This window comes from Flavobacteriales bacterium (genome assembly GCA_025210295.1).
Classification (GTDB): domain Bacteria; phylum Bacteroidota; class Bacteroidia; order Flavobacteriales_D; family Parvicellaceae; genus S010-51.
On record JAOASC010000046.1, the window covers coordinates 261,554 to 277,286 of the forward strand.

Here is a 15,733-nt window from a genome sequence, read left to right on the forward strand (position 1 = left end):
TTATTAACAAAACAATCTATTATTTTACTTCCATTTCTAAATTAAAACCGTTTCTATACTTAGCCAAATTATACAAATCTTTTCGAAACAGTGCTGCTCTTTTATTCCCCGAAACTCTAATCTCTTTATGGTTATTTGTACTTACTTCCCCCTCATTTCTTAGGATAAAAGTATAGCTTCCCAATTTTAAACTTTCTTTTCTTTTTTCTACTTCTCCAAGGTCTTTTTCTTTTACATGTATTTGTGGAACATGTTTAATAAAACGTCGTTCTTTTTGAACGTAGAAAGCTTCCTGAGGCTTCCAGTCAGATTTTCTCCAATAGGATAATGTTCGAATAGCTAGATCCAAATCATTTACACTTAAGAATTCAACTTCTAATGTGTAGATATATTCTGTTTTATTCAGTTCGTACCTTGCTCCAGTAATTCCTTTTTTCGTCCTTAACTCTTGAACCGCTTTGGCAAGCTCGCTTTCAATTTCATATTGTTTAGGAATACGATGGCCATCAATACTATCCAACTTCATTAAAGTATTGAGTTTAATTTTACTTTGGCTCAAATTAATCGTATAGATAGCTTTTCCTCCTTTGGACTCATTTAGTTCTATTTCTTCTACCACATCTAAGCAACTTATCATAAAGAAAGGAGTTAATAGTAAGAATATTTTAGTTAGACTATGCATATTTTAAAGGTTAAAGTATTTTTTAGTTGAAAGTGTTTTAACATCTTTGTAATACAAAAATAAAATGAATCGGGTGAAAACGCTAAAGTTTGTATTTCTTATTTTGATTACGTGTACTTTAACAAGCAATTTTAGTGCCCAAAAAGTCGGTTTAGTTTTAAGTGGTGGTGGAGCACTTGGCCTTGCACATGTTGGGGCTATAAAAGCCTTGGAGGAACACAACATTCCCATTGATTATATAACAGGGACTAGTGCAGGAGCATTAGTGGGAAGTTTTTATGCTAGTGGATACTCACCACAAGAAATGGAGGCATTAGTGGGAAGCAAACTCTTTTTAAAAATGGCCTTTGGTAAAATTGATAAGGACTTAGATTACTATTACAGAAATCCAGAAAATGATGCTGCTCTTTTAAAAATTTGGTTTGAAAAAGAATTTTCAATTAGTAAAGCTATTCCTACTAACATTACCAATTCAGCTTTACTAGACTTTGAATTTATGACCACCTTTTCAGGTGTCTCTAAAGCTGCAGATTATAACTTCAACAATCTTTTTGTCCCTTTTCGATGCGTTGGCTCTGACGTTAACACTAAACAGGCTGTTATTTTTAACAAAGGACATCTTAACCAAGCTGTGAGAGCTTCCATGACTTTCCCTGGTTACCTGAGGCCTATCAAAGTTGACGGAAAACTTTTATTTGATGGGGGATTGTATAATAATTTCCCTAGTGACATTATGTATAACGACTTTTACCCTGACATTATTATTGGGGTAAACTTATCTGATTCAATTACACCTCCGGATGAAGATGATGTACTTTCTCAACTAAAAAGTATGGTCATTAACAGAAATGACGTTGATATTTTATGTGATAATGGTATTTTAATCTCCCCAAAAGTTTCTATCGGAACCTTTGACTTTGAGGAAGCTCAAACAGCTATTCAAGAGGGCTATGATGCAACCATAAAATCGATGGATGCTATTAAGGCCCAAATAGCCAGAAGAGTGAGTACAGACAGCCTTATTCTTAGAAGAAACAACTTTAAATCTAAAGTTGCCCAATTAAACCCAACAATTAACTTAATTACTATTGAGGGAGTTTCAAGTAATCAGGCTCGGTATATCAAGAATGCATTGATTCATCGAAATGAAATTGAGATCGACTTTCACACCTTAAAGGAACGTTTCTTTAAACTTCTTGCTGACGAAAAAATCAAATCATTATACCCTATTGCTAAATACAATCCACACTCTAAAAAATACGAAGTTAAAATCAATGTCATTCCTCAGAAACCCGTTGCTATAAAGTTTGGAGGTGTTTTTTCCTCAAGGCCAATCAACACTGGTTATTTTGGTTTAGAGTACTTAAAACTAGGCAAAATAGGATTAAAACTAAATAGCGATATTCACTTTGGTAAATATTATGGTTCGACGGGAATAGGCATTCAAACAGATTTTAATACCAGAATACCTTTTTACCTCAAAGGGTACGGAGTACTAAACAACTGGGATTATTTTAAAAGTTTTACCACATTCTTTGACGCTGTCAAACCTTCATATATTATTCAAAATGAAAGTTTTTATGGAGGAGAAATTGGCATCCCTTTGGGGAAACAAATCAAGTTGACGTTCAATACTTCCCATGGAATCAATAAAGATAGTTATTATCAAACAGATAATTTTTCTGCAAGTGACACTGCTGACATCACCTACTTTTCTGCGCATGTCAACAGTCTTAGCTTACGCACCTCAACCTTAAATCGAAAAGCTTATTCTTCTGAGGGAAGATTTTTCTCTGTTTCTGGGAAATACATCAAAGGACTAGAAGACTACTACCCAGGAAGTACAGCCAATGCAACAGTAGATCAATTTAACATTCCCCATTACGATTTTTGGTTAACTGCACATTATGAACAATACCTTAAATTCCACAAGAACATTAGACTAGGTATTGAAGTTGAAGCTGTAAACAGCTGGCGAAATCAATTTTTTGGAAATTACACTTCTACTGTTTTAAACGCTCCTATTTATCAGCCATTTCCAGAAAGTAAAACCCACTTTTTTAGAGAATACGCTTCTCATGGTTATGTTGGTCTAGGAGCCAAACTTGTTACACCAATTCGACCGAATATTGATTTACGTGGCGAAGTTTATTTATTCCGCCCTTCAGTCCTTATTGAACGTACGAACACCAATACCGCTAGCTATAATTACAATGTTTCTTTTAACGACTACAGGTATCTTGCTACTGCTAAGCTGGTTTTTCACAGTCCAATTGGCCCACTAGCTTTTGCTGTAAACTATTATGATGCTCAACCCAACTCTCCTTGGAATTTTTCTTTAAACTATGGATATATTTTGTTTAATAAACGATTCATTAAATAATTAGTCAAAACGACTTTAAAGCTATTCTTAATTCAGCCCCGAGCATATTATTATCACCAAACCTACTATAAAAGAATCGTACTGATGCCCCTAGTCTATAGGCTACAACTCCAATTTTATATCTAAGAACATTCAACTTTGAAGCTTCTTTTAAAACCTCAAATTCTGAAAAAGAACTTAATCTATTTAGTTGCACTCCAACTAACAAACCTGTATAATTATGTTTTTTCTTTAGAAGATAATAATCAAAATCTATACCTGCTCCAAGCCCATGCTTTTTATACCTATACATCTTAATTTCACTACTAATAACAGTATCTAATTTTGAACTAGTATAAAATGAATAATTAATATCAAAAGTCACTAAAAAATTCTTCTTTAATCGATGAGACATACCTATTTTAGGTACAAGACCTCCTTTAATCATCAATTCTTCTGAATTATTCAACGACATTAAATTTTTCACATCACCAAATCCTTCTAGCCCCTCGAACCCCACAAACAAAATATTAGTTTTACTAGAAGAGTCCGTTTGTGCGCTTAGCTCAATAGAAAATATAATAGCTATAATTAGTAAAATATTATACATGAGATAATATAGTACTTACCTAAACAAACTCAATGTCCCTTTATACACTACTCCATTTAAGTCTATTATATAGAAATAAGTTCCTTCTGGCACTTTTCTTCCACTTTCCTTTTTTCCATCCCATTTAATTGAACTTCCATCTGATTCGAAAATTAGTTGTCCCCACCTGTTAAACACAACAAACGAAGTACATTCTTCAATTTCTGGGTTAAGTGCTACTTCGAAGAAATCGTTATCTCCATCTCCGTTGGGAGTAAACACATTAGGAGGAAGTGCTGAGAACAAGTCATTAAAGATTAACGTATTTCCATTGATTGTTAAGGTATCGTTACATCCACTTGGATCTGTGGTCACCAAAACAGCAGAGTAAGTTCCGTCATAATCAAATAAGTGTACTGGGTTTTCTTCCGTAGAGGTTGTTCCATCACTAAAAGTCCAGTTATAACTTGATGCATTTGTCGAATTATTCGTAAAACGAACGGTTGTTCCCTCACAATCAGCTTCAACTTGAGTACTAAAACTTGACTGAGGAGCACTTAACGTGGTAATGGTCACTTGAGCTTGATCTTGACAACCTGCCACATCAGTAACACTAACAACATAAGTCGTTGTATTGGTTGGCGTAGCTGTAGGAGTTGCAATAGATGGATTATCCAGCCCTGTAGTAGGAGACCACGAATAAACATCTCCTGGTGCACCATTTACGAATAAAGAGACGCTTTCTCCTACACAAATGGCAGTATCAGGCATAGTAGAAACCTCAAAAACTTCAACCGTTACACTAGCTGAATTTTCACAACCATTACCATCAGTTCCAACTACCGTATACTCAGTTGTAGACTGTGGAAAAGCAAAAGGATTGCTAATTATAGCCGAACTTAATGATTGACTAGGTGTCCAGGTATACGAAACTGCTCCACTTGCTTGTAATTGAGTGGTATCTCCAATACAGACATTAACGGTGGATTGTGTATGGGCTTGAAGAGTTGGCAAAGAATTAACGACTACTGTCACTTGTCCTTGAGAACCACAACCAATAGTATCAAAACCAGCAACTAAATATGTTGTTGTAACTGTTGGATAAACAACTGGGTTGGCTATTGTAGTGTCAGAAATATTGACGTTAGGAGACCATGCATAAGCATCTCCTCCACTAGCAGAAATCTCGACAGAGTCTCCCACACAAATTTGAACTGTTGGGCTTGTTGAGATAGTTGGAGATTGGTTTACAAAAACAGTAACGGTATCTGTATTACTACATCCATAGTTATAGGTTCCTTCTACTACATAAGTTGTTGTAACAATAGGGAAAGCAAAAGGACTACTAGTGGTAGAGTCACTTAAAGAATCTCCTGGAGTCCACAAATATAGACTTGCTCCTGTAGCTGTTAATTGAACAGTATCGTTCACACATATTCGTTGGTCTGATCCTGCATTAACGATTGGCAGCGGATAAACAGCGATATTAACAGAATCGTTATTTACACATCCATTACTATCCGTAACAGCCACATAATATGTCGTTGAATCTAAGGTATAAGACCAAGGGTTAGCGATTGAATCATCCGCTAAATCAACAGAGGGGCTCCATGCGTAACTTTCCCCTCCAGAAGCCATCAATTGAGCCGAATCTCCATGACAAATTAAAGTATCTAACCCTGCATTAGCATTAGGGAGTGGGTTTACAATGACTTGAGTTGTATCCGTATTTACACAACCATTGGCATCAACACTTGTAACGATAAAACTTGTTGTATCTACTGGAAACGCCATAGGATCAGCAATTTGGTCATTTGTTAAAAGTTGACCATTATTCCATGAATACGAAACCCCTCCTGAAGCATTTAGCTGAGCTGTATCTCCTATACAAATTTGCACAGCATTTCCTGCATCGATAATAGGCAAAGGATTTACTGTGACCAAGATGGTATCTGTTCCAGTACATGTATCATTAGAAGTATAAACAATAAACGCTGTAGTGACTAAAGGGAATACTGTTGGATTAGCTAATGTTGAATCGATAATACTTGCAGACGGAACCCAGGCATAATCTGTCCCATTTACAGCTGTTGGATTGCCTCCTATCACGATAGAATCACCAGCACAAATTGTCGTATCCATTCCTGCATCTGTTGGAACATTTCTACTGGCTGCAACTAAGACCGTATCTGAATTCACACAACCATTGGTATCTGTTACCTGCACAATGTAAGAGGTGTCAACTGTTGGTGTCACAACAGGATTTGCAATTGTTGTATCAGAAATATTAAAGTTAGGAGACCAAGCATACGTTACTCCTCCTGTGGCATTCAACTGTGCTGTTCCTCCTGGACAAACCCACACATCTTCACCAGCACTAACTATTGGTAAACTATTGACATTTACGGTTACGGTGTCTGAACCAAAACATCCATTGGCATCTGTTCCTGAAACAATGTAAGACTGCGTGGTAGTTGGGTACACTAATGGATTACTAACAGCAACGTCATTTATAGCAATATTTGGAGACCAGTTGTAGCTAGTAGCTCCTGATGCTCCCAATTGCACAGTATCACCGATACACAAAGCTGTATCCTGGCCAGCATTTATGACTGATTGATTAACTATAACCCGAACTGTGTCTGTATTGATACAAGATCCTCCTCCCATATTAACCGTTAAAACATAATCGGTTGTGACCTGTGGATAAACGGAAGGATTTAACGTTGTTCCATTAATTACATTTCCTAAAGGACTCCAACTTGATGTATAAGCATTAGCGGCAATAACCGAAGCACTTAATTGAGCGGTATCTCCAGCGCAAATTGTTACGTCAATTCCGGCATCAACAGTTGGACCTGAAGTTTTCGTAACATTAAGACTAATTGGCGCTGAATTACAACCAAATTGGTTCGTTGCTGACAGCGACACTGTTCCAGCACCAACACTTCCCCAATGTATATCTACAGAGGATCCATTATTTGCTATAATATTTCCTCCTATTACCGACCAATTATATGTCGTATTGGGAACAGTTTGTGTAGTATAAGTTTGCACCGAATTTTCACAAATAATTACAGGGCCTATAATTGTATCAGGTGGAGCTACAGGATTTACCGTAATTTGAAAAACATTATTATTTGCCTTTGGTGGACATCCATTATCTGTTGCAGAAACTTGAAATTGATAGGGTAAGTTTTGAGCTTGTCCACAGACTGTTGTCCAACAAAAACTTGTAGAAACAGTATCTAAACCAGAAACTGGTGAATTTACAGTAGCTGGTGGGTTAACACTGTTAGGATCAAAAATTTGACCATTAACTTCTAAAGTAACACTATCTCCTTCTGGGTCATCATAACCAAAATCAAAACATAAAGTTTCTCCTTCAGTTACAGTATATTGAGTACTGGTTGAACCTAAAGATGGGGATAAAGAGGGCGTTCCATTTGCAGAGCAGTTTAACACCAACAATTGCAAATCTCTTCGAGTAACACCTATCAAATTTCCATTCCTATACTCCTTTATTTCAACAGCAACAACATAGTCACCAGTAACTGGTGGATAATACGAAGTTAATCCCGTTGAACCGTTAATATAAGAATACCCTCCTACTCCAAAAGGAGAAGCCATGTTATATCCTCCTGCGTACGTCACATTTGGAATATTCCATCCTAAATTGGGTTGAGGAGGAAGAGGTGCTGGGTTATTTGAATTTGCAAATCCATTATAAGGGGTAACAAAGCTAAATACTAACAAATCTCCATCTGGATCATAAGCAGTATTCAAAATCGTAGTGGTGTCCCCTGCACATAAAAATGGAACAGGATCATCTGTAAATACAGGAGATGTATTAGGTAGTAAAGGGGAAGGTATAAAAGCATGAAAGGCCATCGACTCTGAGGGTATTAAGTTTACAATACTCCCATTCCTACAACATCTTTCATAGAAGACATGATAACCATTAAAATTAAGTGGTAAATCTACAAATCCTTCATAAACACCTTTATAAATACAAACATTTGATCCTATTGGACAGTTCCCAGGAAGATTAGGGTCTATCTGATTGGAATCAACCAATGTTATTGTTGCATCTGTAATCCATGTTTTGTCACCTCCATTTAGTGGATCATTTTGTACATCATGTCCATAAATACCAATGGTTAAGTTCGGTCCTTCTGGCTGCGGTATATTGGATGTTGCATCACAATTCGTATAGGTTGTTAAAATAATTTTATAACGATAATTGGCTCCAAATTGACCAACGTACTCATATCCTAAGTTTCCACCTATTAGATGAGTTGCGAATGCTCCCAAATACGATAAAATAAATACAGATAATAGTAATATTCTCTTCATTGATATTATTTTCTTATTATAATTTTTTCTAAATGATTTTCTCCATTAGTATACCTTATTGTTAAAAGATAGATACCGTTTACAAGTTCATTTAATTTTAGTTTCAAAAACAATTCATTGGTATTGGCTGTCATCGTTTGCACTAATTGTCCATCAATGGTATACACATGAATTGACTCCATTCTGTAAAAGGTATTACTAACATTAATCGTTCCATTTGTTGGATTAGGGTAAATTTCCACTTCATTTAAATGTTTTTCAACAATTGTTGTAGTATCTACTTCAGGCTCTGTTATTATTAAAGAATAATCTTCTACTTGACCTCTTGTTAAATCATCACAACTCGATAAAGCTGCCCCCACTTCATCTGAAAGCACTCTCATTCTTAGCGGCGTATCCCAAACTACTCCCGAAGATGGGATAACAATATTTCCAGTTGGATGATAACTATTTAAAGCTTCCAAAACTATTTCAGCGTTATCAAAAGCTCCATCATTATTAAAATCTATCCAAACTCGAGTATCTTGTGGATTATCTACTCCTGTTCTAATAACGATAGGATAACTTGTTCCTCCAACTATACTATCATTATATTGACAAGAGTAATCTTGATAACCATCTTCTGCTCCATCAGAATAATTTGAAAAACCATACGCAGGATTAAAGCCTAGGTTGAATTCTACCTGATAAATACCATATCCGCAACAATGTCCTAAAGTTGCCGGAGTACATTGCGCTTCAACTAAACTGTTTTCTAAATTTACTTGAATATAGTTGGTGTAAACAATGGTATCTGAACCAAATTGATTGGTTACAATTAAACGAATATCATACACACCACTCGATTGATAATCATGCGTTGGGTGTTGTTGAATTGAAGTATTTCCATCTCCAAAATCCCATAACCAAGAGGTAGGAATATTTGTTGACCAATCTGTAAATGTAACTGTTCCTTCGCAAGTAATCGTAGGATCAACTTCAAACGCTGCTACAGGAGGTACTGTTGCCTGTTCTACAATGATAGTATAATCTTCTGCTTGACCATAAGTTGGATTGGTACAAGGAGTAGGAACTGCATTCAGGTCGTAATCGGCGATCACTCTCATTCTTAAAGGGGTATTAAGAACTGCATTTGATGCGATGGTTACATTTCCTGCTGTAGACAAAGCACTTGTATTCGATATTATTTTCTCTGTTAAATCATCAAAAACACCATCGTTATTATAATCAATCCATGCCACACAGTTATGGTTTGTTGGTTGGGCATGTTGTATGGTAATAGGATATGTTTGCCCTGCAAAAACTACTGTTTGGGAACAAGTATTATCTAAATATCCCTCAGCTGCATCACCAGAAGACTCATTAATGGTGTTGAAGTTTACATTGGTTATTCCAAATCCCAACGTTCCATTTTGTGTTACTGGAGTACATCCTGCAACTACAGGTGTTTGAGCAGATAAATTAACTGTAACAAAATTCGTCTTCGTTTCTATATGACTTCCAAACTGGTTGGTTGTTGTTAATTGAACAGTATAGGTTCCTGATGCAGTATACACATGTGAGGGGTTTTGCTGCGTACTGGTATTTCCATCTCCAAAATCCCATGACCAAGTAGTTGGATCTCCTGAAGATTCATCAAAAAAACTAATTTGCCCTGAACATGTTGTTACTGAACTCACAGAAAAATCGGTAACAGGAGGAACATTTGGAGCTTCCCACTCCAATTGTATATTTGGTCTATTCGATGACTCACTAAATGAAAAACCATTTTGAGTTACCGAACAAACAGGCTGATTATCTCTTCTGTAATACAGCACACTATTGTAGGAAGTAGTCGAATAATACATTTGCGCATTCCCTGTATAATTGGTATTTTCAAAACAGGTTTCAATAATAAGGTTTGAAACTCCATCCCAGTAAAAGGGACTTGAAAAATTATGCGTATTCCACCCTGAAGTTTCAGTATAGGCTACAGTAGAGAAAACTGTTGTTAATCCTGTTTCAAAATCATCGTTAACATTCCACTCTGTTTTTGTGGTGAGTCCCATTGCAATATTAAAATTAGCCATTGCTACACCATTGGCTGTAGCAACATTAAATGACAAACTTGATATATTTCCGGCTGTCATCCCAGCAGTATTCAGTTCTGCTGCCCTAATAATGATCTGATGTTTTGCTCCATCATAGTAATTTCCATATGGAGCTGGATATGATGTATTCCCATTGGTTGTATTATCGGTACCTATAGTAATAGTTGTTTGCCCCCAGCTGCACATTGATACCAAAAGCAGTAAATAACTAAACATTGTTTTTTTCTCCATAATCTCCTAAATAACTTTGTTAAAAAAAATTATATATAATAAATAAGACTCTTAAACACTATAAAAGGTTGTCTATCAAATCACAATAGCAAACTAACAACAATAAATGTAGAGTTAAAAATCTTTTTTTATTGATTTAGAATAAGAAAATTACCCTTAGAACAAAACTTTCACTAATTTTGTGGCTTATTATTTTAATTTAAAATTCAAAAAAACAAAAAATGGCAGGTACTAGAACATTTACAATGCTTAAGCCTGATGCTGTTGAAGATAACAACATCGGAAACATTCTTCAAATGATTACAGATGGAGGATTTAAAATTGTTGCAATGAAGTTGAGACAATTAACAACTGAACAAGCAAAAGAATTTTATGCTGTTCACAGTGAACGTCCTTTTTATGGAGAATTAGTAGAATACATGACATCTGGTCCTATTGTTGCAGCTGTATTAGAGAAAGATAATGCTGTTGCTGATTTTAGAACATTAATTGGAGCTACTAATCCTGCAGAAGCTGCTGAGGAAACAATTAGAGCTAAATATGCTGAATCTATCGGTAGAAATGCTGTTCATGGTTCTGATAGTGATGAAAATGCTAAAATCGAAAGTGATTTTCATTTTTCAGCTGAAGAATATGTAGGATAATTTTATTTTTCCACTATACAAAAAGGGCTTAATCAAATGATTAAGCCCTTTTTCTTTATAATAGACCTTGTTTTTATATCATCGTTAAACTTATTCTATTACAAGCTTTTGAGTTCCAACTCTATTCTCTGATTGAATCATAACGTTATAGATTCCTGAGTTTAAAAATGAAACATCTATTGTTTGCTGATTAAATCCTGCTCCATAAAACTCGTTATTGTATACTGTTTTTCCTTGTAGGTCATAAATTGTGATTACTGCATCATTTTCTAATTCGTACAAGAAAGTTACTTGATTAGAAGCTGGATTAGGATATAATCCTAAATTAATTCCATTATTTTCCTCAATTGATACAGCAGAAATCATTTCTTTAGTAAATTCAATATTACCATTTGTAGACCCTCCAAAAGCGGTAAAAATGATATGCCAAATATTTCCAGCTCTATCAGTCACAAAATAACTTAAATCGTCCTCCATGATATAAGAATATGTAGAAAAGTCAAATGATTTCCAATCGAAACCAATAACATCAATTGCTTCTTCTTCTGTATAATCGCTCCATAAAGCAGTAGCAGTTGATACATTTCTAGCTTCTCTTGTTTTTAATCCTCTGTTCATTAATATTCCAGTAGATGGATAGTACCCTCCTTGTGGTTGAGGAGCTAAATATTTCATTGCTACAAAGTCCCATGTTCCTGTTGCAGGCTCTCTATCTATCACTGTTCCATTATCTAATGAATAATAGAAATAGTTTTTATCTGAATAATTGGATAATTGAATTGACTCACTAACTGTATTGGAGTTATCTAAGTTGGCATATTTATAGTTATAATGTCCATTTGCCAATGTTTGGATCCATATTTTTTTATAGTTTCCTGCTAAAGTTTTAATTACATATACAGAATCACCTGTTACATAATGTGTTGTTGGGTTATAAGCTCCCCATCCATAATCAAAAGAACTACCATTAGCAGTTGTATTAAAAGCTCCATAATCCCAGCTTTCACTTGAATTGTAGTTTTGAGACCAACCAGAGATTCCTGCTGTATCTACTGTTGCAAAATCTGAGGTATCGCCATTTGGATAGGTATATAACTGAACCCCTTTTCCATCATTGATTCTGATATCAACACCAAAAATACTGGTATTGAATGCTAAGTCCCAGTCTTCGTTGGTGATATTCGAAACTTCTCCGTCTTCTAAACTATAGAAAACAGCATTAGAGTTTCCTGCCCCAGTTGATATCATGTCTGAAACCTGCTGTGCATTCATCGAATTTAATGCAATTAACGATAAAGCTGATAGTAATATTCTTTTCATCCTTTTATGTATTAATTTATTTTATATTTTTTTTGATTCACTGACAAAGTAAAGAAGTAAATGAGAGAAGAAAGCTAACAAAAATCATTATTTAGACTGTCTCTAAATAATTTACTTTTTTATGACATTTACCAAACCTTTTCATGACACAAAGGCTATAACTTTTGTATTTCAAAAGTTGGTGTTCCCTTATCTCCATTCTCATTATAGAAGTCTATAAAATGTAATTTATAAAAAATCCCCTCAGTAGTTTTTATTAGATAATTTTGATCTAAATGCACGGTATAATTTGCCAACGAAAAATCATAATATTTCCAGTCATAACCGATAACATCTATAGCATCAGAAAAATTATAGTTCCCAATATCTTCACTTGTTATGTCAGCAAACTCCTTATCAAATACTTTTGCAGTTTGTACACCATTCCTATTCGCTAAAACTCCTGTTACAAGGTATTCTTCATGTAAATCTACAAAGACATAAGTATACTGGGTAAATTGAATATCCCATGCTTCTTTATTGGGCTCTACTTCTACTTCTGCTCTAGTGTCACAAGAAAAAGCTACATAATTTAAAGCGTCATCTTTAGTGATGGTGATCATTTCATCAGATGTTCCATTTAAATTTGCGATTCTAAACGTATAGGTTGTACCTGAAACTGATTGAAATTCTATTTTACAAAACCCTCTATGCGCTCCTAAATGATCATTTCCTCTATTAACGACATAGATACTATTTGTATTTTGCCAATCACCTATTGCTGTAGAGTCTAAATTCCCTGAGGGAACATCAAATAACCAATCCAAACCGACGGTATCAGTAACGGCATTAAATGTAGTATTATTCACCTTTGCTATGGACATAAAGTTTGCTGAGTTCAAAATAACGCTCGAACCGTTTACCCCTGTCTCAAAACCTAAGTCCCAAGAAGTCTTAATATTTTCACTTACAAATGCATTAGTTTCTAAATCAAAAAAAGCTTGTTTTCGATAATCAGTTCCCATTTCGAAAGCATTGGAAATCACATTACCCGCCTGATGTTTCAAAACAGGTATTTCATCTTTTTTACAAGCAATGACACTCAACAACAATATGATATATATAATTCTTTTCATTCTTTATTAGCTTTTTTCCATTTTGTAAGGTTCAATTTTAAAGCAGCAAAATAGGTTCTTCCCATTCCAACAGGTATTGTCGCTCCTCCAGAAGAGTGGGCTCCTCCACTACTTGTTGAAGAAGCTACTCTTTTTACATCAAATATATTTTTCACTCCAATAGAAAGGTCTATTTGTTTTTTGTATAATTTCTTTGACAAAGTAAAGTCTGATGTATGGTAGGCTTCAATATAGTTCGTTTGAATTTGACCATCGGCATTTTGAATCACATTGGGGAGTTTCCCTTGATACTTATAGAATAATGCCATTGTTAATCCTTGTTTCTTTAATTCATATAACAAGCTGCTTCTTAATTCGGGGCTAAAACTAAATTGTGGAGCGCCATCAGCCTCTACACTATTAGACCTTCCAATATATGACCCTCCAACATTGGCTTTAAAGTGATAAAAGCCTACTTGAAAATCAGCTTGTCCTCCCACAGACTGAAACTCTCCAATATTGACATAAGTATATTGTGTCCCATCTGTTTGAGCTAATGCAATTTGGTCTTTTATTGCATTGTAAAACCCACCTATTTCTGATTTAAAGATTAAGTTTTCGTGTAAAATATTGTAAGCCATCGTTAAGATATAATTAGCTGAGGTTTCTGCTTTTAAGTTGTTAGAACCTACAATATTATGGTTGATATCAACAAAATTAAAATACAATTCTTTTAATGATGGAGCTCTAAAACCTCTAGCAAACGAAGCTCTAATAGCGTATTTATCCTTTCCAAACTTAACATTTAATGAAGGCAATAATGGTGTTGAATAGCTAGTATTGTATGCATATCTTAATCCAGGCCTTACGATAAAATTATTGTGACTATACTCAGAACTTGCAAACAAGGCATAATCTCCTTGCTCTTGTGTTCCACTTTCTATTCTTCTTCCCTCCGCTTGTTCGATATTAATTTCATACCCAATTTGATAATTTAATTTCGCTGAGTCTTTTTGGCTAATAAAGGATCCTCTTGAAAGAAACTGATTAAAAACAGAAGTGTCTTGGTCTCCTGCATTCTCTGTTAAGACTCTATCCAATGTGGTTAAATCTGTGTAAAACGTATTCTTAGTTCTCTCAAAGTGATTGATTGAAGCTAACGCATTAATGGTAGACTGTTTTCCTTTACGATTAAAGAACAATGCATTATCAATTCTAGCAGTTTGATAGTCATCATCAAAAGCGGTTTCCTGATATGGGGGACGTGGATACCCTCTATTCCATATTGTCTCTTTAAACAAGTCTCCTTTATATTTTAACTTTACATTTTTTATGGTTTTCCCCAATTGTACCCCTCCAAACAATTGTTCTTTTGGTTTCCAAGATTTAAAACGTGTTGAATCAGCAATTGGTGTTGGGTTTTTAAATTGTTGATCACCATCATTCCAACCATCAAAATAGTTTCGCCCACCAGTAATTAAAACATCATTATTTTTTTTATTGAATCCGACTTTACCCGTAAAATTAAATTTACCAGCACTTTCATAATATGAAGTTCCTCCTACTGAAAACTGACCTTTTTTATTTGTTTTAGTGATTAGATTGATAGCTCCTGCCAAAGCATTGGTTCCATAGTTTACAGACAAAGGCCCTTTTACAATTTCTATTCTTTCAATATTATCTAAATTGATTTGGGATAAATCGATATTTCCGTTCAAACGCCCTATTACAGGCACTCCATCTATTAAAATCTTTACATTTTGACCTGAAACTCCTTGTAGACTCATACCACTTCCTAAGATATTATCTTGCTCTATTCGAATCCCCATACTATTAGAAAGAGCATCCTGTAATGTTATAGCCCCCATTGCATCAATCTTTTTTCGATCAATAATTTCGATCTTATGCACCGCTTTTTCGGGACTATTTTCAGAGTATTGTGCTGTAACAACTACTTGATTTAGCATTACATTACTTTCTTTTAGAATAAAACTATAGGCTTGGTTTAGGCGAACCTTTCTATATATTGTTTCAAAACCAATAAAACTAACTTTTGCATCAAATGTATCGATCCCTTTGGTTTCTTCTTCAGAAAACTCAAGTTTCCCATTTGAGTCAGTTAGCTTCATTGCTACCAACTTTCCACTTTCAGAAAAAAGTGAGATATGGACTGAGGGAATTGGGTATTGATCTTCATCATTAACTGTTATATGAATTTGTGCAAAATTCGTATAAGCTGAAAACAATACTATAAAAACAACTAATCTATACATTCATTATTTTTTTACAAAGGTAAATTCAATGTGTTTTCTGTTTGTCATATTGTTGTCAGATTCCCTTTATAGAAACCTGATTTTAATCACCT

General features: G+C 34.8%; 9 protein-coding genes and 1 pseudogene. 2 read left to right on the plus strand and 8 right to left on the minus strand.

The window, feature by feature from the left end; all coding sequences use genetic code 11:
- Positions 1-19: 19 nt before the first annotated feature.
- A complete protein-coding gene (locus N4A35_14940; protein MCT4582710.1) occupies positions 20-637 on the minus strand; it encodes a hypothetical protein in 618 nt (205 codons plus the stop codon).
- Positions 638-755: 118 nt separating this feature from the next.
- Between N4A35_14940 and N4A35_14945 the strand changes: the two genes are divergently transcribed.
- On the plus strand, positions 756-3,065 hold the full coding sequence (locus N4A35_14945; protein ID MCT4582711.1) for a patatin-like phospholipase family protein: 2,310 nt from the start codon (positions 756-758) through the stop codon (positions 3,063-3,065).
- 4 nt (positions 3,066-3,069) lie between these two features.
- Here the strand turns inward: N4A35_14945 and N4A35_14950 are convergent, their stop codons facing one another.
- The 4 genes and pseudogenes from N4A35_14950 to N4A35_14965 form a co-directional block, all read right to left on the minus strand.
- Positions 3,070-3,654, minus strand: coding sequence for a hypothetical protein (locus N4A35_14950; GenBank protein ID MCT4582712.1), 585 nt, complete (start codon positions 3,652-3,654; stop codon positions 3,070-3,072).
- A 15-nt stretch (positions 3,655-3,669) separates the two neighbouring features.
- Positions 3,670-7,989, minus strand: a complete 4,320-nt coding sequence (locus N4A35_14955; protein ID MCT4582713.1) for a gliding motility-associated C-terminal domain-containing protein — start codon at positions 7,987-7,989, stop codon at positions 3,670-3,672.
- A 5-nt stretch (positions 7,990-7,994) separates the two neighbouring features.
- Positions 7,995-9,230 carry a GEVED domain-containing protein gene (locus N4A35_14960; GenBank protein ID MCT4582714.1) on the minus strand — a complete coding sequence of 412 codons (1,236 nt, stop codon included), beginning with the start codon at positions 9,228-9,230 and terminating at the stop codon, positions 7,995-7,997.
- 234 nt (positions 9,231-9,464) lie between these two features.
- Positions 9,465-9,836 (minus strand): annotated as a pseudogene (locus tag N4A35_14965) (PKD domain-containing protein).
- Positions 9,837-10,531: 695 nt separating this feature from the next.
- On the opposite strand from N4A35_14965, the gene N4A35_14970 reads away from it, so the two are divergent.
- Positions 10,532-10,954, plus strand: coding sequence for a nucleoside-diphosphate kinase (locus N4A35_14970; GenBank protein MCT4582715.1), 423 nt, complete (start codon positions 10,532-10,534; stop codon positions 10,952-10,954).
- A gap of 90 nt (positions 10,955-11,044) precedes the next feature.
- Here the strand turns inward: N4A35_14970 and N4A35_14975 are convergent, their stop codons facing one another.
- From N4A35_14975 to N4A35_14985, 3 genes are all read right to left on the minus strand, one after another.
- Complete coding sequence (locus N4A35_14975) at positions 11,045-12,274, minus strand: T9SS type A sorting domain-containing protein (GenBank protein MCT4582716.1); 1,230 nt, start codon at positions 12,272-12,274, stop codon at positions 11,045-11,047.
- 155 nt (positions 12,275-12,429) lie between these two features.
- Entirely contained in the window at positions 12,430-13,389 is a 960-nt protein-coding gene (locus N4A35_14980) for a hypothetical protein (GenBank protein ID MCT4582717.1), read from the minus strand.
- On the minus strand, positions 13,386-15,641 hold the full coding sequence (locus tag N4A35_14985; GenBank protein ID MCT4582718.1) for a TonB-dependent receptor: 2,256 nt from the start codon (positions 15,639-15,641) through the stop codon (positions 13,386-13,388). Before N4A35_14985 ends, N4A35_14980 begins: the two co-directional genes overlap by 4 nt.
- Positions 15,642-15,733 lie beyond the last annotated feature (92 nt).